This is a genomic window from Streptomyces sp. NPDC018693, assembly GCF_044391385.1.
GTDB lineage: Bacteria > Actinomycetota > Actinomycetes > Streptomycetales > Streptomycetaceae > Streptomyces.
On record NZ_JBIRZZ010000017.1, the window covers coordinates 1 to 23,776 of the forward strand.

18 protein-coding genes and 4 pseudogenes are annotated in these 23,776 nt (G+C 71.8%); 18 read left to right on the forward strand and 4 right to left on the reverse strand.

Annotated elements, in window-relative coordinates:
- Positions 1 to 100, forward strand: a pseudogene (locus ACH5AC_RS31760) (IS481 family transposase); the annotation flags it as partial.
- Here the strand turns inward: ACH5AC_RS31760 and ACH5AC_RS31765 are convergent.
- Both ACH5AC_RS31765 and ACH5AC_RS31770 read right to left on the reverse strand, forming a co-directional pair.
- Positions 97 to 1,923: an AMP-dependent synthetase/ligase gene (locus ACH5AC_RS31765; RefSeq protein WP_398865713.1), complete on the reverse strand. Its 1,827-nt coding sequence runs from the start codon at positions 1,921 to 1,923 to the stop codon at positions 97 to 99. The pseudogene ACH5AC_RS31760 and the gene ACH5AC_RS31765 overlap by 4 nt on opposite strands.
- A gap of 417 nt (positions 1,924 to 2,340) precedes the next feature.
- Complete coding sequence (locus tag ACH5AC_RS31770) at positions 2,341 to 3,204, reverse strand: LysR substrate-binding domain-containing protein (RefSeq protein ID WP_398865714.1); 864 nt, start codon at positions 3,202 to 3,204, stop codon at positions 2,341 to 2,343.
- Positions 3,205 to 3,345: 141 nt separating this feature from the next.
- On the opposite strand from ACH5AC_RS31770, the gene ACH5AC_RS31775 reads away from it, so the two are divergent.
- The 3 genes and pseudogenes from ACH5AC_RS31775 (at position 3,346) to ACH5AC_RS31785 (ending at position 5,178) form a co-directional block, all read left to right on the forward strand.
- A complete protein-coding gene (locus ACH5AC_RS31775) occupies positions 3,346 to 4,437 on the forward strand; it encodes a bile acid:sodium symporter family protein (RefSeq protein WP_398865715.1) in 1,092 nt (363 codons plus the stop codon).
- 104 nt (positions 4,438 to 4,541) lie between these two features.
- Positions 4,542 to 4,631 (forward strand): annotated as a pseudogene (locus ACH5AC_RS31780) (MarR family transcriptional regulator); the annotation flags it as partial.
- Between the two features lie 19 nt (positions 4,632 to 4,650).
- Positions 4,651 to 5,178 carry an isochorismatase family protein gene (locus ACH5AC_RS31785; RefSeq protein WP_398865716.1) on the forward strand — a complete coding sequence of 176 codons (528 nt, stop codon included), beginning with the start codon at positions 4,651 to 4,653 and terminating at the stop codon, positions 5,176 to 5,178.
- A 91-nt stretch (positions 5,179 to 5,269) separates the two neighbouring features.
- Here ACH5AC_RS31785 and fdhD read toward each other — a convergent pair whose 3' ends face one another.
- The gene (fdhD, locus tag ACH5AC_RS31790; protein ID WP_398865717.1) at positions 5,270 to 6,118 is read right to left on the reverse strand and encodes a formate dehydrogenase accessory sulfurtransferase FdhD; all 849 of its coding nucleotides are present in this window, start codon (positions 6,116 to 6,118) and stop codon (positions 5,270 to 5,272) included.
- A 7-nt stretch (positions 6,119 to 6,125) separates the two neighbouring features.
- Positions 6,126 to 6,341 (reverse strand): annotated as a pseudogene (locus ACH5AC_RS31795) (Fe-S-binding domain-containing protein); the annotation flags it as partial.
- Positions 6,342 to 6,636: 295 nt separating this feature from the next.
- Here ACH5AC_RS31795 and ACH5AC_RS31800 point away from each other — a divergent pair.
- The 14 genes and pseudogenes from ACH5AC_RS31800 to ACH5AC_RS31865 all read left to right on the forward strand — a co-directional run.
- Complete coding sequence (locus tag ACH5AC_RS31800; protein ID WP_398865718.1) at positions 6,637 to 7,584, forward strand: beta-ketoacyl-ACP synthase III; 948 nt, start codon at positions 6,637 to 6,639, stop codon at positions 7,582 to 7,584.
- A 176-nt stretch (positions 7,585 to 7,760) separates the two neighbouring features.
- The gene (locus tag ACH5AC_RS31805; RefSeq protein WP_398865719.1) at positions 7,761 to 8,435 is read left to right on the forward strand and encodes a GntR family transcriptional regulator; all 675 of its coding nucleotides are present in this window, start codon (positions 7,761 to 7,763) and stop codon (positions 8,433 to 8,435) included.
- 210 nt (positions 8,436 to 8,645) lie between these two features.
- Positions 8,646 to 9,827 carry an ROK family protein gene (locus ACH5AC_RS31810; protein WP_398865845.1) on the forward strand — a complete coding sequence of 394 codons (1,182 nt, stop codon included), beginning with the start codon at positions 8,646 to 8,648 and terminating at the stop codon, positions 9,825 to 9,827.
- 122 nt (positions 9,828 to 9,949) lie between these two features.
- Positions 9,950 to 11,467, forward strand: a complete 1,518-nt coding sequence (locus ACH5AC_RS31815; protein ID WP_398865720.1) for a sugar ABC transporter ATP-binding protein — start codon at positions 9,950 to 9,952, stop codon at positions 11,465 to 11,467.
- Positions 11,464 to 12,483, forward strand: a complete 1,020-nt coding sequence (locus tag ACH5AC_RS31820) for an ABC transporter permease (RefSeq protein WP_398865721.1) — start codon at positions 11,464 to 11,466, stop codon at positions 12,481 to 12,483. The genes ACH5AC_RS31815 and ACH5AC_RS31820 overlap by 4 nt, the downstream gene beginning before the upstream one ends.
- 17 nt (positions 12,484 to 12,500) lie before the next feature.
- Positions 12,501 to 13,544, forward strand: a complete 1,044-nt coding sequence (locus ACH5AC_RS31825) for a substrate-binding domain-containing protein (protein WP_398865722.1) — start codon at positions 12,501 to 12,503, stop codon at positions 13,542 to 13,544.
- A gap of 635 nt (positions 13,545 to 14,179) precedes the next feature.
- A complete protein-coding gene (locus ACH5AC_RS31830; RefSeq protein ID WP_398865846.1) occupies positions 14,180 to 15,331 on the forward strand; it encodes a Gfo/Idh/MocA family protein in 1,152 nt (383 codons plus the stop codon).
- Between the two features lie 11 nt (positions 15,332 to 15,342).
- Positions 15,343 to 16,347 carry a sugar phosphate isomerase/epimerase family protein gene (locus tag ACH5AC_RS31835; RefSeq protein WP_398865723.1) on the forward strand — a complete coding sequence of 335 codons (1,005 nt, stop codon included), beginning with the start codon at positions 15,343 to 15,345 and terminating at the stop codon, positions 16,345 to 16,347.
- An 83-nt stretch (positions 16,348 to 16,430) separates the two neighbouring features.
- Positions 16,431 to 18,929 carry a PQQ-dependent sugar dehydrogenase gene (locus ACH5AC_RS31840; RefSeq protein WP_398865724.1) on the forward strand — a complete coding sequence of 833 codons (2,499 nt, stop codon included), beginning with the start codon at positions 16,431 to 16,433 and terminating at the stop codon, positions 18,927 to 18,929.
- A 12-nt stretch (positions 18,930 to 18,941) separates the two neighbouring features.
- On the forward strand, positions 18,942 to 20,264 hold the full coding sequence (locus tag ACH5AC_RS31845) for a ThuA domain-containing protein (RefSeq protein WP_398865725.1): 1,323 nt from the start codon (positions 18,942 to 18,944) through the stop codon (positions 20,262 to 20,264).
- 108 nt (positions 20,265 to 20,372) lie between these two features.
- The gene (locus tag ACH5AC_RS31850) at positions 20,373 to 21,554 is read left to right on the forward strand and encodes an inositol-3-phosphate synthase (RefSeq protein ID WP_398865727.1); all 1,182 of its coding nucleotides are present in this window, start codon (positions 20,373 to 20,375) and stop codon (positions 21,552 to 21,554) included.
- Positions 21,555 to 21,804: 250 nt separating this feature from the next.
- Complete coding sequence (locus ACH5AC_RS31855; RefSeq protein ID WP_398865728.1) at positions 21,805 to 22,731, forward strand: sugar phosphate isomerase/epimerase family protein; 927 nt, start codon at positions 21,805 to 21,807, stop codon at positions 22,729 to 22,731.
- Positions 22,728 to 23,468 (forward strand): EboA domain-containing protein, encoded by a 741-nt coding sequence (locus ACH5AC_RS31860; protein ID WP_398865729.1) that lies wholly within the window; start codon positions 22,728 to 22,730, stop codon positions 23,466 to 23,468. Before ACH5AC_RS31855 ends, ACH5AC_RS31860 begins: the two co-directional genes overlap by 4 nt.
- Positions 23,468 to 23,747 (forward strand): annotated as a pseudogene (locus ACH5AC_RS31865) (hydrolase TatD); the annotation flags it as partial. The gene ACH5AC_RS31860 and the pseudogene ACH5AC_RS31865, both read left to right, overlap by 1 nt.
- Positions 23,748 to 23,776 lie beyond the last annotated feature (29 nt).

Here is a 23,776-nt window from a genome sequence, read left to right on the forward strand (position 1 = left end):
CGACTGGCTGCACACCTACAATCACCACCGCGGACACACCGCGCTCAAGGGCCAGCCACCCGCCAGCCGCGTTCCGAACCTCACAGGGCAATACACCTAGGCGCGGTACAGGGCGTCCACCTCGTCGGCGTATGCCTTCTCGATGGCCTTGCGTTTCAGTTTCAGGGACGGCGTCAGCAGCCCCTGTTCCTCGGTGAAGGGGTGGGCGAGGATACGGAACGTGCGGACCGACTCCGCCTGCGAGACCTGGGTGTTGGCGGCGACCACGGCCCGGCGCACCTCGGCCTCCAGATCAGTGTCGCGCACCAGTTCGGCCGGGGTCATCCGGGGTGTGCCGCGCATGCGCAGCCAGTGCTCCACGGCCTCCTGGTCGAGGGTGATCAGCGCGGCGACGAACGGCCGGTCGTTGCCGACGACGACGCACTGGTGGACCAGCGGATGGTCGCGCACCCGCTGCTCCAGCAGGCCCGGCGAGACGCTCTTGCCGCTGGAGGTGACGAGGATCTCCTTCTTGCGGCCGGTGATGGTGAGGAAGCCGTCCTCGTCGAGGCTGCCGAGGTCGCCGGTGGCCAGCCAGCCGTCGCGCAGGGTCTCGTCGGTGGCGGCGGCGTTGTTGAGGTAGCCCTGGAAGACGGTGGCCCCGCGCAGCCAGATCTCCCCGTCGTCCGCGATGTGGACGGTCATTCCGGGGATGGGCTGGCCGACGGTGCCGTAGCGGGTGCGGCCGGGCGGGTTGGCGGTGGCGGCCGCCGTCGACTCGGTGAGCCCGTAGCCCTCGTAGATCTGGACGCCCGCGCCGGCGAAGAACAGGCCCAGCCTGCGGTCCATGGCCGAGCCGCCCGACATCGCCTGGCGCACCCGGCCGCCCATGGCCGCGCGCACCTTGGAGTAGACGAGCTTGTCGAAGAACTGGTGCTGCATCCGCAGGCCCGCCGAGGGGCCCTGACCGATGCCCCACGCCTTCGCCTCCACCGCGTCCGCGTAGTCCACGGCGACCTCGACGGCCTTCTCGAAGGCCCCGGTCCTGCCCTCCTGGTCCGCCTTGCGGCGGGCCGCGTCGTACACCTTCTCGAAGATGTACGGCACGGCCAGGAAGAACGTCGGCCGGAACGCGGCCAGGTCGGGCAGTAGCGCCGCCGCGTTGAGCTGCGGCTGGTGGCCGAAGCGGACCCGGCCGCGGATCGCGGCGACCTGCACCATCCGGCCGAAGACATGGGCGAGCGGCAGGAACAGCAGGGTCGCCGCCTCGTCGCCCTTCCGGGACCGGAACACCGGCTCCCACCGCTGGATGACGGTGTCCGCCTCGTGCATGAAGTTGCCGTGGGTGAGGAGACAGCCCTTGGGGCGGCCGGTGGTGCCGGAGGTGTAGATGACCGTGGCGACCGAGTCGGCGGTGACCGCCTCGCGGTGCCGGTGCACCAGCTCGTCCTCCAGGTGGGCGCCGGCGTCGTACAACTCCTGCACCGCGCCTGTGTCCAACTGCCACAGCCGGCGCAGCCGTGGCAGTCGGTCGATGACCGTGGCGATGGTCATCGCGTGGTCCTCGTGCTCCACCACCGCGGCGGTGACCTCGGCGTCGTGCAGCATCCAGTGGCACTGCTCAGCCGACGACGTCGGGTAGACCGGCACCACCTGCGCGCCGATCGTCCACAGCGCGAAGTCGAACAGTGTCCACTCGTAGCGGGTCCGCGACATGATCGCGACCCGGTCGCCGAACCGCACCCCCTGTGCCAGCAGCCCTTTGGCCAGCGCCAGCACCTCGTCGCGGAACTCGCCGGCCGTCACGTCGCGCCATCGGTCCGTCTCGTCCTTGCGGCCCAGGGCGATGCGGAGCGGGTCCTGGCGGGCGTGTTCGAAGACGACGTCGGCCAGGCCGCCCACCGGCGGTGCCAACGCCGACGCAGGATTGGCGAACTCACGCAAACCCGGCTCCCCGCTCTCTGGCCGCAGCGCGGTGAAAGCTACCCCACCCCGACAGGGGGCGGGAGGGGGCGCCACGGCGAGCAGGGCTCTCGTTCGCGCACGTCAGGGGAGGGGATTTGCGCCCATAAGCGGAGGTGTCGGACGCGGAACTGACGGTTCAGTAAGTATCGGCGTCATGATCTCCACCGAATCTGCTCGCTGTGCTCACGGGGCGGCCCTCAGCCCCGGCCGGCCGAGCGGCCGTCACTTTTGTCAGCGTACCGACGGACGGTGGCGTCACTCCTGGGTCCGGGGGCGACGGTCGGCTACCGGCGGTCGACCGTCGATCGTCGACCATCGACTACGGACTGTCTGCGATCGGTTGCCGGCTGTCGACCATCTGTCGCCTACCGTCGCCCATCGCCTGTCGACGGTCCCCTAACGCCGGTGCAGCCGGTCGCCGCCTCCCAGGATCGCCGCCGCCAGCGCGTCCGCGGCGCCCTGGGCCGCCGTACGTCGTCGGCCGTGCACCAGGACGAAGTCGACCCGGCCCAGCTCCGGCAGGCCGGCCCGGTCGGGCACGCGGACCAGGCCCGGGGGGATCAGGCCGCGTGAGTGGGCCATCACACCGAGGCCGGCGCGGGCCGCGGCGATCAGCCCGTTGAGGCTGCCGCTGGTGCAGACGATCCGCCACGGACGGCCCTGCCGCTCCAGCGCCTCCAGCGCGAGCGCCCGGGTGATGCCCGGCGGCGGGAAGACGATCAGCGGTACCGGTCGGTCCGGGTCGAGCCGCAGCCGGTCCGCACCGATCCACACCAGCTCGTCGTGCCGGACAAGCTCGCCGCGCGAGTCCTCGGGGCGCCGCTTGGCCAGCACCAGGTCCAGCTTTCCGGCCGCCAGCCGCTCGTGCAGTGTGCCGGAGAGCTCCACGGTCAGTTCGAGATCGACCTCTGGATGGTCGTAGCGGAAGCCCTCCAGGATCTCCGGGAGCCGGGTCAGGACGAAGTCCTCCGAGGCGCCGAAGCGCAGCCGGCCCCGTACGCGTGTACCCGTGAAGAACGCCGTGGCCTGCTCGTGCACCTCCAGGATCCGCCGGGCGAAGCCGAGCATCGCCTCGCCGTCCTCCGTGAGTTCCACGGAGTGCGTGTCCCGGCTGAACAGCGTCCGCCCGGTGGCGTCCTCCAGCCGCCGTACGTGCTGGCTGACCGTCGACTGACGCAGCCCGAGTCGGCGCGCGGCCTGCGTGAAACTCAGCGTCTGTGCCACCGTGAGGAACGTGCGCAGGTGAGAAGGGTCGTACACACTGTCTACGGTATCTCGGTCATTGCATACAGCGATGGCAGTCAGAGCGGTATGACGGATTCCCGATCACGGGTCAGGCGAGGACGATGGAGAGGGGATTCCCTACCCGCGATACGCGCACGTCCGAGCAAGTGGAGCACAGTGAAACGCCTGCAATGGCCGAGTTGGCTGCCGATCGACCCGTACATCCTGCTGTTGCTGGGCACGGTCGGGATCGCGGCGCTCCTCCCGGCGCGCGGCACCGGCGCCGACGTGGCGTCCGGCGCCTCGACGGCCGCGATCGCCTTCCTCTTCTTCCTCTACGGCGCCCGGCTGTCCACCCGCGAGGCGCTGGACGGCCTGCGGCACTGGCGGCTGCATGTCACCGTGCTGGCATGCACGTTCGTCGTGTTCCCGCTGCTGGGCCTGGCCGCCCGCGGACTCGTGCCGGTCCTGCTGACCCGTCCGCTCTTCGAGGGCCTGCTCTTCCTCACCCTCGTCCCGTCGACCGTCCAGTCGTCGATCGCCTTCACCTCCATCGCCCGTGGGAACGTTCCCGCCGCGATCTGCGCCGGCTCCTTCTCCTCCCTCGTCGGTATCGTCCTGACCCCGCTGCTGGCGGCCTCCTTGCTCGGCAGCAGCGGCGGGTTCTCCGCCGACTCGCTCATCGAGATCGTGCTGAAGCTGCTGGTGCCGTTCCTGGCGGGGCAGGTGCTACGGCGGTGGATCGGCACCTTCGTCGCACGGCACCGGAAGGTGCTCGGGTACGTCGACCGCGGCTCGATCCTCCTCGTCGTCTACGCGGCGTTCAGCGAGGGCATGGTGCAGGGCGTCTGGAGCCAGGTCAGCGCGGCGCGGCTCGGCGGGCTGCTCGCCGTGGAGGCGGTGCTGCTCGCGGTGATGCTGGCCCTGACCTGGTACGGGGCGAAGGCGCTGCGCTTCGGCCGGGAGGACCGCATCGCCATCCAGTTCGCGGGCTCGAAGAAGTCCCTCGCCGCCGGACTGCCCATGGCGAGCGTGCTGTTCGGCGCGCAGGCGTCGCTGGCCGTGCTGCCGCTGATGCTCTTCCACCAGATGCAGCTGATGGTGTGCGCGGTCATCGCCAGGCGGCGCTCCCGCGACCCGCTGCCCGAGCCGGACGGTCACGCGGCCGCGGACGGCGCGACGTCCGGGCGGCGGGGGCCGGGCGGTTCGCCGCCGTCGGGAGCGGCGTCACGGGCCGCGGTCGACACGAGGGCGCCTGGTTCGAGCTGATCCCGTAGGCCGGGGCGCGCGGCCCTACGGAACGAGCGCGACCGTTGCGGCTGTTCACGGGCGATCAGCGCCATCAGGAGGCCGTCGTCGGCACCCTCGACGCCGCCAACGACGACCTGCTCGTCCCGCTCGACGCCGCCGAACGCGATCAGTTCACGGGGTTGTTGATCCGGATTTCCGGTACGGAGGGCTGATGACGGATAACGTTCCGTCATGACCGCACCTCATGCGCTGGATCCCGCGCACACCGCTCTCGTCCTCGTCGATCTGATGGACCGGATCGTCGCATTGCCCCTGGAACCTCGCAAGGGCACCGAAGTGCTCGACACCGCCGAGGAGTTGGCGGCCGTGTTCCGCGCGGCCGGTGCCCTCGTCGTCCTCGTCCGTGTCGAGCGCCCCGGTGTCCCCGAACAGCCGCCGGGCAGCGGGCTGGTCCGGGGGCTGCTTCAGGACGGTGACCTCGAGGTCGTGAAGCGGACCGTCGGCGCCTTCCAGGGCACCGGACTTGACGAGCGGCTGCGCCGATTCGGCATCACCACCCTCGTGTTCGGCGGCATCGCCACCAACCTCGGCGTGGAGTCCACCGCCCGTGCCGCCGGCGACCTCGGCTACGACCTCGTCTTCGTCGAGGACGCCATGGCGGCGTTCACCGAGGCCGAACACCGGGCGTCGGTGACGCTGGACTTCCCGCGGCTGGGGTCGGTGGTGAAGGCGGGCCAGGTGACGTTCGCGAGGGCGTGAGCGTGCGGGACGTGGAGTACGGCGGGGCCCCGGCGGCGCAGGGGGCGCTCCCCGCCGGGACGGGGCCCCGCCGTCGTGCCGCGTGAACCTGTCAGCCCCGGGCAGCCGCCGTCCGCAGGTCCAGCCGGTGTTCGCCCGCGTACACGTTCATGGAACTGCCCCGCAGGAAACCCACCAGCGTCAGTTCCGTCTCCGCCGCCAGGTCCACGGCCAGCGAGGAGGGGGCCGAGACCGCCGCCAGCACCGGGATGCCCGCCATCACGGCCTTCTGCGCCAGCTCGAAGGAGGCCCGGCCGGACACCAGCAGGATCGTGCGGGACAGGGGCAGGTTTCCGCTCTGCAGGGCGCGGCCGACCAGCTTGTCGACCGCGTTGTGCCGGCCCACGTCCTCGCGGACGTCCAGCAGCTCGCCGTCCTCGGCGAACAGGGCCGCCGCGTGCAGACCTCCGGTCCGGTCGAAGACCCGCTGTGCCGCGCGCAGCCGGTCGGGGAGGCCGGCGAGCAGCTCGGGGTCGAGCCGGACCGGGGGAGTTTCGGCGAGGGGCCAGCGGGCTGTCGTACGCACCGCGTCCAGGCTGGCCTTGCCGCACAGGCCGCAGGAGGAGGTGGTGTAGACGTTGCGCTCCAGGGTGAAGTCGGGGAGCGTCACGCCGGGGGCGGTCTTCACGTCGACGACGTTGTAGGTGTTCGAACCTTCTGCAGTCGCCCCGGCACAGTAGACGATGTTCAGCAGATCGGATGCGGTCGACAGCGCGCCCTCGCTCACCAGGAAACCGGCGGCCAGCGCGAAGTCGTCCCCCGGCGTCCGCATGGTGATCGCGAGCGGCTTGCCGTTGAGCCGTATCTCCAGCGGTTCCTCGGCGACGAGGGTGTCCGGGCGAGTGGAGACCACGCCGTCGCGGATCCGGATCACCTTGCGACGTTCCGTGACACGTCCCATGTTCTGATCAGCCCCGGTTCTGTACGTGCTGGTAGCCGAAACGGCCCTTGATGCGGAGGTTGCCGTGGGTCACCGGGTTGTCGTGCGGCGAGGTGACCTCCACGACCTCATTGTCCTGCACAGGGAGCGTGAGGTTGCAGCCCACTCCGCAGTACACGCACGCCGAGTCGGTCGGGTCGTCAGTGGTGTGTGCGCGGGCAGTGAAGTCCCTGCGCGGGCTGAGCACTTGGAACCGAGAACTGCGACTTCCACCGGGAGCAGTCCGTTCGGATTGAGGGATACCGCGGAGGTGGGGGCGGGAGGTCAGGAGATCCGGGAGGCCGGGATCCGATCCCAGAGAGCGAAGGCTGTCGACGAAATATTGTCTACAGTATGGAGCCGACCCGGGCGGTCAGGGGTCTGAAAGAAGCCGACAACCCCGGCGCGCGTTTCCTGTCGCTTCACCTGCCCTCGTACCCGTGAGTCACTGATCAGACTGGTGGATCCCGCAGACCCAGGCAACAAGGGGGACCACTCCTATGAACGGCTCGCGCATCGCCGCCGTCGGCCACTACCAGCCCGCCAAGGTGCTCACCAACGAGGACCTGGCGAGCATGGTCGACACCAGCGACGAGTGGATCAGGTCGCGGGTGGGCATCCGTACCCGGCACATCGCGGGACCTGACGAACCCGTCGACGAGCTGGCCGCGCACGCCGCCGCCAAGGCGCTCGCCGCGGCCGGGCTCACCCCCGGTGACATCGACCTGGTGCTGGTGGCGACCTCGACGGCCGTCGACCGGTCGCCGAACATGGCCGCCCGGGTCGCCGCGCGGCTGGGCGTCCCGAGGCCGGCGGCGATGGACGTCAACGTGGTGTGCGCCGGGTTCACCCACGCGCTGGCCACCGCCGACCACACGCTGCGCGCGGGCGCCGCGACCCGTGCCCTGGTCATCGGAGCCGACAAGATGTCCGAGGTCACCGACTGGAGCGACCGCACCACCTGTGTGCTCGTCGGTGACGGGGCGGGGGCCGCCGTCGTCGAGGCGTGCCCGGACGGCGTCGAGCCGGGCATCGGGCCGGTGCTGTGGGGGTCGGTGCCCGAGATGGGGCACGCGGTCCGCATCGAGGGGCAGCCGGCGCGCTTCGCTCAGGAGGGGCAGAGCGTGTACCGGTGGGCGACCACGCAGCTGCCGCCGCTCGCCCGGCAGGCGTGCGAGCGGGCCGGACTCGCCCCGGAGGACCTCGCCGCCGTGGTGCTGCACCAGGCGAACCTGCGCATCATCGAGCCGCTCGCGGAGAAGCTGGGCGCCGTCAACGCGGTGGTCGCGCGCGACGTCACCGATTCGGGTAACACCTCCGCGGCCAGTATCCCGCTCGCCCTGTCCAAGCTGGTGGAGCGGGGTGCGGTCACCGGCGGTGATCCGGTGCTGCTGTTCGGGTTCGGCGGCAATCTGTCGTACGCCGGACAGGTCGTACGGTGCCCGTGAACGGGTGTGCGTGACCAGTGAGCGGTGTGCGGGCGTGGATGTGACGAGCCCAACGGCGCTCGGCTCTGGCTACTGTGGCCCGTGGACTGTAGACGAAAGACAAATACTGGGTCGTTGCCAGCTTTCGGTTGACTCGGGACCGCAAGTCCGTGGCGCAACCCAGGAGGGGGACCGCGATGTTGTCGACAGGACTGCCGCAGGGTTCGGTGCCCAGGCTGGAACGGCCGGGCCCGCTGCGCGACCGCGTCTACGAGGCGCTGCTCGAACTCATCACCACCCGTGCCCTGCAGCCGGGCCAGCACCTCGTCGAGAGCGAACTCGCCCATCACCTCGGTGTCTCCCGCCAGCCGGTGCGCGAGGCGCTGCAGCGGCTGAACACCGAGGGGTGGGTGGACCTGCGGCCCGCCCAGGGCGCCTTCGTGCACGAGCCGACGGAGGAGGAGGCCGACCAACTCCTCACTGTCCGTGCGCTGTTGGAGGCGGAGGCCGCCCGGCTCGCGGCCGTCAACGCGGACGAGGAGAGTATCGGGGACCTCGACAGGATCGTCGAGCAGGGCTTGTCGGCCGTCCTCGACGACGACGTGGAGGCCGCGGTCGCCCTCAACGCCCGCTTCCACGCCAAGATCATGGAGCTGGCCGGGAACGCGGTCCTGGCCGAACTCGCCGCCCAGGTCGACCGGCGGGTGCGCTGGTACTACACGCCCGTGGCCCGGCAGCGCGGACAGCAGTCGTGGATCGAGCACCAGCAGTTGATCACCGCCATCCTCAACCGGGACGAGCAGGAGGCCACGCGGCTGATGCGTGAACACACCGAGCACACCCGGCGCTCGTACCACGCGCGGCCGAAGTAACTCGCCTGTTCGTTCGGCTCCCTGAGGGCTCCCGGCATCCGCCGGGAGCCCTCGCGTGTAGGGCTGCCACCCCTCCTTTGTCCTGCGAGTGGAGAAAGTCTGGGGCAATCCATGCGCGACTTCTTCCCAGGCCCGGCAGCCGCTGCTACGTTCCCTTCGAAAGCCCGGCAGTGGTGGCCGAAACCAGGCGGGGAGGGGCTCGTGAGACGCATGACGGCTCGACCGGCGAACGCGCACCAGGCCCGCCTGCTCAAGCTGCTGCGGGACGGCGGCCCCAACTCCCGCGCCCAGCTGGGCGATCAGGTCGACCTGTCCCGGTCGAAACTCGCCGTGGAGGTGGACCGGCTGCTGGAGACGGGCCTGGTGGTGGCCGACGGACTCGCCGCCTCCCGCGGCGGCCGCCGCTCCCACAACGTCCGGCTCAATCCGCACCTGCGCTTCCTCGGCGTCGACATCGGCGCGACCTCGGTCGACGTCGCCGTCACCAACGCCGAACTCGAGATCCTCGGCCACCTCAACCAGCCCCTGGACGTACGCGAGGGACCCGTCGCGGTCTTCGAGCAAGTCCTCTCCATGGCCGCCAAGTTGAAGGCGACCGGGCTGGCCGAGGGGTTCGACGGCGCGGGCATCGGCGTCCCCGGACCGGTCCGCTTCCCCGAGGGCGTGCCGGTCGCACCGCCGATCATGCCCGGTTGGGACGGCTTCCCCGTGCGGGAGGCGCTCAGCCAGGAACTCGGCTGCCCGGTCATGGTCGACAACGACGTGAACCTCATGGCGATGGGGGAGCAGCACGCCGGAGTCGCCCGGACCGTCGCCGACTTCCTCTGCGTCAAGATCGGCACCGGTATCGGCTGCGGCATCGTCGTCGGCGGCCAGGTCTACCGCGGTACGACGGGCAGCGCGGGCGACATCGGACACATCCAGGCCGTCCCCGACGGGCGACCCTGCGCCTGCGGCAACCGGGGCTGCCTGGAAGCCCACTTCAGCGGCGCGGCCCTGGCCCGCGACGCGGTGGAGGCGGCCCAGCAGGGCCGGTCGGCCGAACTCGCGACCCGGCTGGAGGCGGGCGGCACGCTCAGCGCGGCCGATGTCGCCGCCGCGGCCGCCGCGGGCGACGCCACCTCCCTCGACCTGATCCGCGAGGGCGGCAACCGCACGGGCCAGGTCATCGCCGGCCTCGTCTCCTTCTTCAACCCCGGCCTGGTGGTGATCGGCGGCGGGGTGACCGGCCTCGGCCACACCCTGCTCGCCGCGATCCGCACCCAGGTATACCGCCAGTCGCTGCCCCTGGCGACCGGCAACCTGCCCATCGTCCTAGGGGAGTTGGGACCGACCGCCGGCGTGACCGGCGCGGCCCGGCTGATCAGCGACCACCTGTTCTCACCCGCGTAGGCAACTCCCGTACGACACCCAGCTCTTGTACGGCAACCAGCGACCGTACAAGACCCGCCCGTACAGCGCCCTGCTCTGCCCTGCCCTGAAACCGGCCCGCACGCCCGCCGAGGGGAACCGCCATGGCACCAGAACCACCGCTGCTCAGCATGTCCGGCATCACCAAGTCGTTCCCCGGCGTCCGCGCCCTGGACGGCGTCGACCTCGACGTCCAGGCCGGTGAAGTGCACTGTCTGCTCGGCCAGAACGGCGCCGGGAAGTCCACCCTCATCAAGGTCCTCGCCGGTGCGCACCAGCCGGACGGCGGCACCATCCGCTGGCGGGGCGAACCGGTCACCCTGCGCTCGCCGATCGCCGCCATGCGCCTGGGCATCGCCACCATCTACCAGGAACTCGACCTGGTGGAGCACCTGTCGGTGGCCGAGAACGTCCACCTCGGCCATGAGCCCACGGCCGCCGGGTTCGTCGTACGGGGAAAGGCAGCCAGGCGATCAACAGCCCTGTTGCTCAAGCGGCTTGGACACTCCGAGATCGATCCGGCCTGCCTGGTGGGGGAGTTGTCGGCGGCGCAGCAGCAGATCGTGTCCATGGCGCGGGCGCTGTCCCACGACGTCCGCCTCATCGTGATGGACGAGCCGTCCGCCGCCCTCGATCCCGACGAGGTCGACAACCTCTTCCGGATCGTCGGTGACCTGACCGCGGGCGGCGTCGCCGTCGTCTACATCTCGCACCGCCTGGAGGAGATCCGGCGCATCGGCGACCGGGTGACCGTACTCAAGGACGGGCGCGCGGTGGCGGGTGGACTTCCGGCGAAGACCACCCCGACGCGAGAGGTCGTGGCGCTGATGACCGGGCGGAACGTCGAGTACGTCTTCCCCGAGCGCCCGGCGTCGCCGCCTGCCGGTGCGCCGGTGCTGCAGGTGCGGGGGCTGACCCGGGAGGGCGAGTTCGCGCCGCTGGATCTTCAGGTGCGCGCGGGGGAGATCGTCGGGCTCGCGGGGCTGGTCGGGTCGGGGCGGTCCGAAATACTGGAGACGGTATACGGTGCGCGGAAGCCCACCGCCGGGCAGGTGATCGTCGGCGGTCGACCGTTGCGTGTCGGCAGTGTACGGGCGGCCGTCCGCGCCGGCCTCGGCCTCGCCCCCGAGGAGCGCAAGGCCCAAGCCTTGCTGATGCTGGAGTCCGTCACCCGCAACGTCTCCGTCTCCTCGCTCTCCCGCTTCTCGCGTGGCGGCTGGATCGATCGCGGTGCCGAGCGCGGCGCCGCCCGGTCCGCGACCCGCGAGCTGTCGTTGCGGCCCGACAACCCGGCCGTGCCGGTACGCACCCTCTCCGGCGGCAACCAGCAGAAAGCCGTTCTGGCCCGCTGGCTGCTGCGCGGCTGCCGGGTGTTGCTGCTCGATGAACCGACCCGCGGCGTCGACGTCGGCGCCCGCGCCGAACTGTATGCAGTCGTCCGTCGACTGGCGAACGAAGGTCTCGCCGTCCTCCTCGTCTCCAGCGAGGTCCCCGAGGTCCTCGGTCTCGCCGACCGTGTGCTGGTGCTGCGCGAGGGGCGCGTCGTCCACACCGCGCCCGCCCGTGAACTCGACGAACACCGCGTCCTCGACCTCGTCATGGAAGGAAGCCCGGCGTCATGACGCAGCCCGTCTCCCCGCCCCGGGACACTGCCGACAAGACACCGTCGGCCGGTCAACTCCCCGCCTGGCGCGGCCTGCTGGCCCGCGCCGACGTCCGCACCCTCTCGCTCCTCGGCGTCCTCGCCGCGCTCGTCGTCATCGGCGGCGTCACCAAGCCGGACGAGTTCCTCGACACCCGCAACCTCCAACTCGTGCTCACCCAGGCGTCGGTGATCGGTGTCGTCACCGTCGGCATGACCTTCGTCATCACCTCCGGGGGCATCGACCTGTCCGTCGGCGCGATCGTCGCGCTGGCCTCCGTGTGGGCGACCACCGTCGCCACCCAGGAGTACGGCTTCGCCGGCATCCTCTTCACCGCCGTGGTCGTCGGTGTCGGCTGCGGTCTGGTCAACGGGCTGCTCATCGCGTACGGCGGGATGGTCCCGTTCATCGCCACCCTCGCCATGCTCGCCTCGGCGCGCGGACTCGCACTCCAGATCACCGACGGCCGGACCCAGATCGTCACGGTGGACGGCATCCTCGAACTCGGCGAACGGGACTCCTACGTGCTGGGCATCCCGCCCCTGGTACTGGTCTTCGCACTCGTGACGATCGTCGGCTGGCTGGTGCTCAACCGGACCACCTTCGGCCGCCGCACCGTCGCCGTCGGCGGCAACGCCGAGGCCGCCCGGCTCGCCGGTATCGACGTACGCCGCCAGCGGCTCTACCTCTACCTGCTGTCCGGACTGTGCTGCGGCATCGCCGCCTTCCTGCTGATCATCCTGTCCGGCTCCGGCCAGAACACCAACGGCAACCTGTACGAACTCGACGCCATCGCCGCCGCGATCATCGGCGGAACCCTGCTCAGCGGGGGGCGCGGCACCATCACCGGCTCGGTGCTCGGCGTCCTGATCTTCACCACGATCACCAACATCTTCGCCCTGAACAACCTGCAGAGCGACGTCCAGCAGATCGCCAAGGGCGCGATCATCGTCGCCGCCGTGCTGGTCCAGCGCCGTACCGCGAGCTCGACCTGAGGAAAGGGTTCACCGCCATGACACAGCTCACCAGCCGCAGAGGACTGCTCTTCGGGACCGCCGCCGTGTCCGCCGGCTCACTTCTCGTGGGCTGCACCAGCAACGACACCAAGGACGACTCGTCGACGGCCGGAGACACCCAGCCCGCCGCCGACGACCAGCCCGGCAAGCCGGTCACCATCGGCTTCGCCGGCCCTCAGGCCGACCACGGCTGGCTCAACGCCATCAACGACAACGCCAAGAACCGGGCGAAGAAGTACTCCGACGTCACCCTGGAGATCACCGAGGGCTTCAACGACACCGCGCAGCAGATCGGGCAGATCGAGACCCTCATCAACAAGAAGGTCGACGTCCTGGTCGTGCTGCCCGCCGACGGCAAGGCCCTCACCCAGGTCGGACTGAAGGCGATGCGTGCCGGGATCCCAGTGGTCAACCTCGACCGGATCTTCAACTCTCCTCAGGCATACCGCTGTTGGATCGGCGGCGACAACTACGGCATGGGTCTCAACGCCGGGCACTACATCGGCGAGAAGCTCAAGGACAAGTCCGACGCCCGCGTCATCGAGCTGGCCGGACTCGACAACCTCGAACTGACCCAGCAGCGCACCCAGGGCTTCGACGACGCGCTGAAGAACTACCCCAACATCCGCAAGGTGGCCCGCCAGGCGGCCGAGTTCACGGTCGAGTCGGGGCAGGCCAAGATGGCCCAACTCCTGCAGGCCCAGTCCAAATTCGACGCCCTGTGGAACCACGACGACGACCAGGGCGTGGGCGCGCTGCGCGCCATCGAGCAGGCCGGGCGGGACGACTTCCTGATGGTCGGCGGGGCGGGCGCGCTCGCCGCGTTCCAGGCCATCAAGCAGGACAACGGCGTGCTGAAGGCGACCGTCCTCTACCCGCCCACCATGGCCGCCTCCGCCATCGACCTCGCCCGCGCCCTCGGCCAGGGCAAGGGCGTCGGGGGCCTCGCCGAGTTCGAGATCCCCGCGTCGATCACGCTCTACTCGGCCGTCGTCGACAAGGACAACGTCGATCAGTACATGTCCACCGGCTTCCGGTGAGGCGCCCGCCGTCAGCCCCCCCCACCGCGCGCCACGACGAAGAGGAGGACCACCGCATGGAACAGCCGCAGCAGTCATCGGGACCGGAGTCACCCTCCGGACCGCAGACGCCCGCCGGTCCCGGGGCCACCGGCTCGAAGACGGCCGGTCCGCCGACCTCTGCCCCGGAGACACCCGCCGGACCGCAGGCGAGGGCCGCGACCGACGGGCTGCCGCAGAGCGGGTCGCACGGCCCTGCTGCGACCGGCCGCCCGGTGGGGGCGTCGGCGGTCGGGTCTGCTGCCGACGAGCGGTGGGCGGTTGTCGGGTCGGATGTCGCCGTCGCCGTCGGCCGCGCTGCAGATGCTGGGCCAGGTCGGTCTGTTGGTGCTGCGGGGCCAGTAGGGGCGGGACCGGACGGGCGAGCCGCCGAGGAGCGGTCGGCGGGGCCTGTCGCGGCCGGCCGCCCCGCGGGCACCGAGGCAGGGGGGTTCGCTGCGGACGAGCGGTCGGCGGGTGCCGGATCGGAGGTGTCCGTCGCGGTCGGCCGCACCGAGGGCGCGGGATCGGGCGGGTTCGGCGGTGGCGAGCGGGTGGCCGGTGTCGGGTGGGAGGTGTCCGGCGGCGCGGTCGGGCGGCCGCCGCTGCGGGTCGGGATGGTCGGGTACGCGTTCATGGGTGCCGCTCACTCCCAGGGCTGGCGGACCGCCGGCCGGGTGTTCGAGCTGCCCCGGCAGCCGGTTCTGGCCGTGATCTGCGGGCGGGACGCCGACGCCGTGCGCGCGGCGGCCGAACGGCACGGCTGGGCGGCCGCCGAGACGGACTGGCGGGCGCTGATCGCCCGGGACGACGTCGACCTCGTCGACATCTGCACCCCCGGCGACAGCCACGCCGAGATCGCGATCGCCGCGCTGGCGGCCGGCAAGCACGTCCTGTGCGAGAAGCCCCTCGCGAACACCGTCGAGGAGGCTCAGGCCATGACCCGCGCCGCCGAAGAGGCCGAGCAACACGGTCAGTTGGCGATGGTCGGCTTCAACTACCGCCGGGTGCCGGCCACCGCGCTCGCCCGCCGCATGGTCGCCGACGGCAGACTCGGCGCCCTGCGCCACGTGCGAGTGACGTACCTTCAGGACTGGCTGGTCGACCCGGACTTCCCGCTGACCTGGCGGCTGCGCAGGGAACTGGCCGGCTCCGGCTCCCTCGGCGACCTCGGCGCGCACATCGTCGACCTCGCCCAGTACGTCGCGGGGGAGCGGCTGGCCGGCGTGTCCGCGCTCACCGAGACCTTCGTACGGCAGCGTCCGCTGCCCGCGGGCGCCGGCCGGGGCCTGACCGAGCCGGTGTCGGCCGCCGGCACCGGCTCGGTCACCGTCGACGACGCCGCCCTGTTCACCGGCCGCTTCGCCTCCGGCGCCCTCGCCTCCTTCGAGGCCACCCGGTACGCCACCGGCCGCAAGAACGCCCTGCGCCTCGAACTCAACGGCGAGCGCGGCTCGTTGGCCTTCGACCTGGAGCGGCTCAACGAACTCTGGTTCCACGACGGCACCGAACCGGGTGCCGAGGCCGGCTTCCGCCGCATCCTCGTCACCGAACCCGACCACCCCTACCTGGACGCCTGGTGGCCGCCGGGCCACGGCCTCGGCTACGAGCACACCTTCGTCCACCAGGCCCGCGACCTCGTCCACGCCGTCGCCGAGGGCCGCCGCCCCGAACCCTCCTTCGCCGACGGACTGCAGGTCCAGCGCGTCCTCGCGGCGGTGGAGGAGAGCGCCGAGAAGAACTCCGTCTACACCCCGATCGCGCACTGAGGAGGCCGTCCATGCCGCGCCCGTTCACCCTCTTCACCGGACAGTGGGCCGACCTGCCCCTGGAGGACGTCTGCCGTCTCGCCCGCGACTTCGGCTACGACGGTCTCGAACTCGCCTGCTGGGGCGACCACTTCGAGATCGACAAGGCACTCGCCGACCCCGCGTACGTCACCTCCCGCCACCAACTCCTCGACAAGTACGGCCTGAAGTGCTGGGCGATCTCCAACCACCTCGTCGGACAAGCCGTCTGCGACGCGATCATCGACGAGCGCCATCGGGCGATCCTGCCGAACGAGGTGTGGGGCGACGGCGATCCGGAGGGGGTGCGGCGGCGCGCGGCGGACCGGATGAAGGACACCGCGCGCGCCGCGGCCGCCCTCGGCGTGGACACCGTCATCGGCTTCACCGGCTCGGCCATCTGGCACCTCGTGGCGATGTTCCCGCCCGCGCCCGCGACGATGATCGAGCGCGGCTACACCGACTTCGCCGAGCGTTGGAACCCGATCCTCGACGTTTTCGACGCGCAGGGGGTGCGGTTCGCGCACGAGGTCCACCCGAGCGAGATCGCATACGACTACTGGACGACCGTACGCACCCTGGACGCGGTCGACCGTCGACCGTCGTTCGGCCTCAACTTCGACCCCTCCCACTTCGTCTGGCAGGACCTCGACCCGGTCGGCTTCCTGTGGGACTTCCGCGACCGTATCTACCACGTGGACTGCAAGGAGGCCCGCACACGTCTCGACGGCCGCAACGGCCGCCTCGGCTCCCACCTGCCCTGGGGCGACCCGCGGCGCGGCTGGGACTTCGTCTCCGCCGGCCACGGCGACGTCCCCTGGGAGGACGTCTTCCGCATGCTGCGCTCCATCGACTACCAGGGCCCCATCTCGGTCGAGTGGGAGGACGCCGGCATGGACCGGCTGCAGGGTGCCCCCGAGGCACTGGCCCGTCTCAGGGCGTACGACTTCGAGCCGCCGTCGGCATCGTTCGACGCGGCGTTCGGCGGCAACGACTAGGCCGCATCAGTGAGTTCCGGGATGACGGCGCATCCCGGCGTACCGCACCCGCCTGTACAACTCGCCCCATTATGGAGGCATCCGTGCACGGGAACGACCGCACAACCCGCACCGACGGGAACGAGACGCGCAGACGACGCCCGTTCCTCCGCAAGGCGGTGGCCCTGCTCACCGGGGCCCTGCTGGCCGGCGCGTCCCTCACCCTCACCGCTCACCCGGTCGGCGCAGCCGTCACCGACCGGGACACCACTGCGGCCGAGGACTTCCAGCAGGTCACCCTCGCCAAGGGCGAGCCGGAGGTCGGCGAGCCCATGTCGCTCGCCGTCCTCCCGGACCGCTCCGTCCTGCACACCTCCCGCGACGGCGAGCTGCGCCGCACCGACGCCGCCGGCAACACCCGCCTCATCGGCAAGCTCGACGTGTACACCCACGACGAGGAGGGCCTCCAAGGCATCGGTGTCGACCCGGACTTCACCACCAACCGGTTCATCTACCTCTACTACGCACCCCCGTTGGACACGCCGGCGGGCGACGCCCCGGAGACCGGCACCGCCGCCGACTTCGCCCCCTTCGACGGCGTCAACCGCCTCTCCCGCTTCGCCCTGAAGGACGACGGCACCCTCGACACCGCCGGCGAGACGAAGATCCTCGACGTCCCCGCCACCCGCGGCCTGTGCTGCCACGTCGGCGGCGACATCGACTTCGACGCGGCCGGCAACCTGTATCTGTCGACGGGCGACGACACCAACCCGTTCCAGTCGGACGGCTACACCCCGATCGACGAACGCGCCGACCGCAACCCCGGGTTCGACGCCCAGCGCACCTCCGCCAACACCAACGACCTGCGCGGCAAGATCCTGCGCATCAAGGTGAACGCCGACGGCTCGTACACGGTCCCCGACGGCAACCTCTTCGCACCCGGCACCGCGAACACCCGGCCCGAGATCTACGCCATGGGCTTCCGCAACCCGTTCCGCTTCAGCGTCGACCAGGAGACCGGCATCCTCTACGTCGGTGACTACGGCCCCGACGCCGGCACCGCCGACCCGGCCCGAGGGCCCGCAGGCCAGGTCGAGTTCGCCCGGGTCACCGGCCCCGGCAACTTCGGCTGGCCTTACTGCGTCGGCGCCAACGACGCCTACGTCGACTACGACTTCGCCACCGGCGGCTCCGGCGCCGCCTTCGACTGCGCCGCCCCAAGGAACACCTCGCCGCACAACACCGGCCTGACCGAGCTGCCGCCGGCCCAGCCCGCCTGGATCCCGTACGACGGCCCGTCCCTGCCCGACTTCGGCGACGGCTCGGAGTCCCCGATGGGCGGCCCGGTCTACCACTACGACCCCGACCTCGACTCGCCGGTGAAGTTCCCCGAGGCGTACGACGGGGACTTCTTCGCCGGGGAGTTCGGCCGCCGCTGGATCAAGCGGATCTCAAGCGACGCCGACGGGACCGTGCGCTCCATCGGAGACATCCCCTGGACCGGCACGCAGGTGATGGACATGGCCTTCGGGCCCGACGGGGCGCTCTACGTCCTCGACTACGGCGTCTCCTGGTTCGGCGGCGACGAGCACTCGGCCCTGTACCGCATCGAGAACGCGACCGACGGGCACTCCCCGGTCGCCCAGGCGTCGGCGAGCCGCACCTCGGGCCATGCCCCGCTGATGGTCCGGTTCTCCTCCGCGGGCACGACCGACCAGGACGGCGACGCGCTGACCTACCGCTGGGACTTCGGCGACGGTATGCAGTCGACCGACGCCAGTCCGCGGCACACGTACCGCAAGAACGGCACCTACACGGCGACCGTCACCGCTGAGGACCCCTCCGGCCGTACCGGCAGCGCCAGCGTGCAGATCGTCGTCGGCAACACCGCCCCCATCGTGGTGCTGGAGACCCCGAAGGACGGCAAGCTGTTCAGCTTCGGCGACCCGATCCCCTTCAGGGTGAAGGTCACCGACCCCGAGGACGGACGGGCCGTCGACTGCGCCAAGGTGAAGGTCACCTTCGTCCTCGGCCACGACACCCACGGTCACCCGCTCACCTCGGCCAACGGCTGCACCGGCACGATCCGGACCAGCGCCGACGGCGGCCATGACGAGAACGCCAACGTCTTCGGCGTGCTCGACGCCGAGTACACCGACGGCGGAGGCGGCGGCCAGGCCCCGCTCACCTCGCACGACCAGAACGTCCTGCAGCCCCGCCACCGTCAGGCCGAGCACTTCGACACCGGCTCCGGCGTCTCGGTGCTCGCCAAGACCACCGCACACGGCGGCAAGGTCGTCGGCGACATCCACGACGGTGACTGGATCTCCTTCACCCCCTACGCCCTGAGCGACGCCAGGAGCATCACCGCCCGCGTCGCCTCCGCCGGCGCGGGCGGCACCCTGGAGGTCCGGGCGGGCTCGCCGAGCGGCACCGTGCTGGGCCGGGCGACCGTGCCGGTGACCGGCGGCTGGGAGACCTTCCAGGACGTCGCCGCGGCCCTGTCCCGCGCACCGCGCGGCACCACCACGCTGTACCTGGTCTTCAGGGGTGGCAGCGGCGCCCTGTTCGACGTGGACGACTTCACCTTCACGACGGGATGAGAGGAGAACCGCATGCGCACAGTGAGTGCCCTCGCCGGGGCGGCACTGCTCCTCGGCGGTGTGTCGGCCGTACCGGCCGCCTCGCACCAAGTGGTCGACGGTAAACGGGTGTTGGTCTTTTCCAAGACGGCCGGCTTCCGCCACGACTCCATTCCCGACGGCATCGCCGCCGTCCGCGAGCTGGGGGCGACGGGCGGCTTCTCGGTCGACGCCACCGAGGACGCGGCGGCCTTCACCCCGTCCAACCTGCGGCGCTACGACGCCGTCGTGTTCCTCTCCACCACCGGCGACGTCCTCGACGCCGCCCAGCAGCGGGCGTTCGAGGACTACATCCACCGGGGCGGCGCCTACGTCGGCGTCCACGCGGCCGCCGACACCGAGTACGACTGGGCGTTCTACGGCGGCCTCGCCGGCGCCTACTTCGCGTCGCACCCGGCGATCCAGCCGGCGGTGGTGAACGTCGAGGACCACGCCCACCCGGCGACCTCGCATCTGCCGGGCGCCTGGGAGCGGACCGACGAGTGGTACAACTACCGCTCCAACCCCCGGGAACGGGCCCATGTCCTCGCCTCGCTCGACGAGTCGTCGTACACCGGCGGCACCATGGGCGGCGACCACCCCATCGCCTGGTGTCAGACCTACCAGGGCGGCCGCGCCTTCTACACCGGGGGAGGGCACACCAAGGAGTCGTTCGCGGATCCTTTGTTCCGGCGGCATCTGCTCGGCGGGATACGGTATGCGATCGGCGATGTACAGGCCGACTGTCGACCGGAGATTGCATACACCACTCTGTTCGACGGCACCTCGCTCGACGGCTGGCGCCAGGCCGGCCCCGGCTCCTTCACCCTCTCCGACGACGGCACCCTGACGTCGTCGGGCGGCATGGGCCTGCTCTGGTACGCCGACCGAAGCTTCCGGTCGTACTCCCTGAAGCTCGACTGGAAGGTGGCCGGCGACGACAACTCCGGTGTGTTCGTGGGCTTCCCGCCCTCGGACGACCCGTGGTCGGCCGTGCACCAGGGCTATGAGGTCCAGATCGACGCCACCGACGTACCCGCGAGGACCACGGGATCCGTCTACGGCTTCCGCTCCGCCGATCTGAGGAAGCGCGACCGCGCGCTGAACCCGCCGGGCGAGTGGAACACGTACGAGATCCGGGTCGAGGGCGAACGCCTTCGGATCTGGCTCAACGGTGTGAAGATCAACGACTTCACCAACACCGACCCGGCCCGGAGCCTGCGCGACGGACACATCGGCCTGCAGAACCACGGAGCCGACGACCAGGTGTCCTTCCGCAACGTCCGGATCAAGGAACTGCCCGCCAAGGGCCACTGAGACGGCGGCGGGCGGGAGACGCCGGACTCCCGCCCGCCGTCCCGAACCCGCGTCCCTCCCAAGGCAGTTCACGCACACCGCAGTTCGCGCACGACAAGGAGGCTGCCCATGTCCGCGCCCCGCTCCCGTCCCGCGCGCGTCGGCGTCTGGCTGATCGGGGCCCGCGGCTCCGTCGCGACCACCGTCGTGGCGGGCTGCGCCGCCCTGACCGCGGGCCTGCGCCCACCGACCGGCCTGGTCACCGAGACCCCGGACTTCGCCGGGAGCGATCTCGCCCCGCTGTCGGCCCTCGTCTTCGGCGGCCACGACACCACGGACTGCCCCCTGCCCAAGCGCGCCGAACACCTCGCCGCCGGCGGCGTCCTCCCGCCCGGCCTTCCCGCCGCCGTCACCGCCGACCTCACCGCGGCGGACCGCGAGATCAGAACCGGCGGCCCCCTGCCCGGCGACACCCGCGGCGAGGAGCAGCTGATCGCCGCGTTCACCGCGGACCTACGGGACTTCCTACGACGGCGGGAGCTGGACCGCGCGGTGGTGGTGAACGTGGCCTCCACGGAACCCGCCCCGACCGGGCCCGGCCTCCCGCCGAGCTCCCTGTACGCGGCCGCCGCCCTGCGCGCCGGGTGCCCGTACGTCAACTTCACCCCCTCCACGGGGCTGCACCACCCGCGGCTCGCCCCGTTCGCCGCGTCGAGCGGGCTGCCGTACGCCGGCCGCGACGGCAAGACCGGCCAGACCCTCCTGCGGTCCGTGCTGGGGCCGATGTTCACGCGGCGGGCGCTGGACGTGCGGGCCTGGTCCGGCACCAACCTCCTCGGCGGCGGGGACGGTGCCGCCCTGGCCGACCCGGCCGCCGCCGCGGCGAAGAACGCGGGCAAGGAACGCGTCCTCGCCGAAACCCTCGGCACCACGCCCGAGGGCGAGGTCCACATCGACGACGTCCCCGCCCTCGGCGACTGGAAGACCGCCTGGGACCACATCGCCTTCGACGGCTTCCTCGGCACCCGCATGGTCCTGCAGACCATCTGGCAGGGCTGCGACTCGGCCCTCGCGGCCCCCCTGGTGCTGGACCTCGCCCGGCTCGTCGCCCGCGCCCACAAGAGGGGGCTGACCGGCCCGCTGGGCGAGCTGGCGTTCTTCTTCAAGGACCCGGTGGGGCAGGCACCGGCGGGGCTGGCCGAGCAGTACACGTCGCTGACGGAGTTCGCGCGACGGCTGCGGGAGCAGGAGCACACCGCGGGCAGCCCCAAGGGAACCGCGGCCCCCTCGAGGGGAGGGGAGCGGGGATGAGCGGGGGAGCCATACGGGGGGAGCGCGCAGCCGCAACAGAAGCCGCCGTGGACGGCGCTGCCACGCAAGCCGCAGCCGCCGAGTCAGCCGCCGCCGTGAAACGCGCAGCCACGCAAGCCGTAGCCGCCGCGCCCCACACCGAGGGCCGGCCGCCTGCCCTCGCCGCCCGCTCCGGAGCCATGGCCGGCGCCCCGGGCACGGCCGCGCCGGCCCCGTTCGCCCGTCGGCCCGCGCGGCGGGTGAGCGTCACATGAGCCCCCTCCCGTCCGGCACCACCACCCCGCTCCGCTTCGGCTACGGCACCAACGGCCTCGCCGACCTCCGCCTCGACGACGCCCTCGTCCTGCTCGCCGACCTCGGCTACGACGGTGTCGGTCTGACCCTGGACCACATGCACCTCGACCCGCTCGCCCCCGGTCTCGCCGCCCGCACCGGGCGCGTCGCGCACCGCCTGGCCGAGCTGGGACTCTCCGTCACCGTGGAGACCGGCGCCCGCTACGTCCTCGACGCCCGCCGCAAACACGGTCCCTCCCTGCTCGACCCGGACCCGGACGCCCGGGCCCGACGCGTCGACCTGCTGCTGCGCGCCGTCCGTGTCGCCGCCGATCTCGGCGCCCACGCCGTGCACTGCTTCAGCGGCACCGTCCCGCCCACGACGGACCGCGCCACCGCCTGGGAACGCCTCGCCGCCTCCCTCACCCCCGTCCTGGACGCCGCCGCCACCGCCGGCCTCCCCCTCGCCGTCGAACCCGAACCCGGTCACCTCCTCGCCACCCTCGCCGACTTCCACGTGCTGCGCCGCGCCCTCGGCGACCCGGCGTCCCTCGGTCTCACCCTCGACATCGGCCACTGCCAGTGCCTGGAGCCCCTCCCTCCCGCCGACTGCATCCGTGCCGCCGCGCCCTGGCTGCGGCACGTCCAGATCGACGACATGCGCCGCGGCGTCCACGACCATCTGCCGTTCGGCGACGGCGAGATCGCCTTCCCGCCCGTCCTCGCCGCGCTCGCGGCGACCGGCTACCAGGGACTGACCGTCGTCGAGCTGCCCCGCCACTCCCACGCCGGCCCGCACTTCGCCGAGCTCTCCCTTCCCTTCCTCCGCCGCGCCGCGACCGCCCCCGCTTGCCCCGCCCCACCCGTCGAGCCCACCGCCGCCCCGGAAGGGAGTGCCCCATGACCCAGCCCCGCACCGGCCCGGGCATCCCGGGTGCGGGCACCGAGGGTGCCCGCACCCCGGCCTCCCCCGAGACCCTGCGCCGCCACCTGGACGCGCACCTGCCCGCCCCGGCCCGCGCCTGGCTCGCCCGGGCCCTGGACGAGGCGGCCGCGCATCCCGGCACCCACGGCCCCATCTCGGTGTGGGAGCTGCGCCTGGCCGAGGCAGGCCGCCGCTGCGGCCGCCGCTACGCCGACGCCGTGCGCGTGCTGATCCTGCACGCGGCCCGCGCCGACGCGGACGCCGTCACCCGCGTCTACTTCCAGGGCACCGCGGACGAGCGCCGCGCCGTCCTGCACGCACTGCCCCACCTCGTGCCCGGCCCCGAGGCCCTCCCGCTGGTCGAGGACGCCCTGCGCACCAACGACACCCGCCTCCTCTCCGCCGCCGTCGGCCCCTACGCCGCCCGGCACCTGGACGCCCACGCCTGGCGGCACGCCGTACTGAAGTGCCTGTTCACGGGGGTGCCCGTGGACGTGGTGGCCGATCTGGCGGACCGCGCCCGCGGGGACGCCGAACTCGCCCGCATGCTCGCCGACCACGCGGCCGAACGCACCGCCGCCGACCGCCCCGTCCCCCAGGACCTGTACCGCGTCCTGGCCCTGACCGACACCGCCGAAGCCGGGAGCGCGACCACCCCCACCGATCTCCTCCCGCCCCGCGACACGGACCACCACCCCCACGGCAAGGAGTCCTGATGCGCCTCTTCGACCCCCACATCCATATGACCTCCCGCACCACCGACGACTACGAGGCGATGCGCGCCGCCGGGATCCGCCCTGGTCGAACCCTCCTTCTGGCTCGGCCAGCCCCGCACCTCCCCCGCCTCCTTCCTCGACCACTTCGACTCCCTCCTCGGCCGGGAAGCCTTCCGTGCCGCGCAGTACGGCATCGCCCACCACTGCACGCTCGCCCTCAACCCCAAGGAGGCGAACGACCCGCGCTGTGTGCCCGTCCTGGACGAGCTGCCCCCGTATCGGCCATGAGCACGCCTCACGCCACCGGT

Coding starts and splice junctions, on each gene's coding strand:
- ACH5AC_RS31785 (WP_398865716.1), top strand. CDS start 4,651: ATGACCGCACCTCATGCGCTGGATCCCGCGCACACCGCTCTCGTCCTC.
- fdhD (WP_398865717.1), bottom strand. CDS start 6,118: ATGGGACGTGTCACGGAACGTCGCAAGGTGATCCGGATCCGCGACGGC.
- ACH5AC_RS31800 (WP_398865718.1), top strand. CDS start 6,637: ATGAACGGCTCGCGCATCGCCGCCGTCGGCCACTACCAGCCCGCCAAG.
- ACH5AC_RS31805 (WP_398865719.1), top strand. CDS start 7,761: ATGTTGTCGACAGGACTGCCGCAGGGTTCGGTGCCCAGGCTGGAACGG.
- ACH5AC_RS31810 (WP_398865845.1), top strand. CDS start 8,646: ATGACGGCTCGACCGGCGAACGCGCACCAGGCCCGCCTGCTCAAGCTG.
- ACH5AC_RS31815 (WP_398865720.1), top strand. CDS start 9,950: ATGGCACCAGAACCACCGCTGCTCAGCATGTCCGGCATCACCAAGTCG.
- ACH5AC_RS31820 (WP_398865721.1), top strand. CDS start 11,464: ATGACGCAGCCCGTCTCCCCGCCCCGGGACACTGCCGACAAGACACCG.
- ACH5AC_RS31825 (WP_398865722.1), top strand. CDS start 12,501: ATGACACAGCTCACCAGCCGCAGAGGACTGCTCTTCGGGACCGCCGCC.
- ACH5AC_RS31830 (WP_398865846.1), top strand. CDS start 14,180: ATGGTCGGGTACGCGTTCATGGGTGCCGCTCACTCCCAGGGCTGGCGG.
- ACH5AC_RS31835 (WP_398865723.1), top strand. CDS start 15,343: ATGCCGCGCCCGTTCACCCTCTTCACCGGACAGTGGGCCGACCTGCCC.
- ACH5AC_RS31845 (WP_398865725.1), top strand. CDS start 18,942: ATGCGCACAGTGAGTGCCCTCGCCGGGGCGGCACTGCTCCTCGGCGGT.
- ACH5AC_RS31850 (WP_398865727.1), top strand. CDS start 20,373: ATGTCCGCGCCCCGCTCCCGTCCCGCGCGCGTCGGCGTCTGGCTGATC.
- ACH5AC_RS31855 (WP_398865728.1), top strand. CDS start 21,805: ATGAGCCCCCTCCCGTCCGGCACCACCACCCCGCTCCGCTTCGGCTAC.
- ACH5AC_RS31860 (WP_398865729.1), top strand. CDS start 22,728: ATGACCCAGCCCCGCACCGGCCCGGGCATCCCGGGTGCGGGCACCGAG.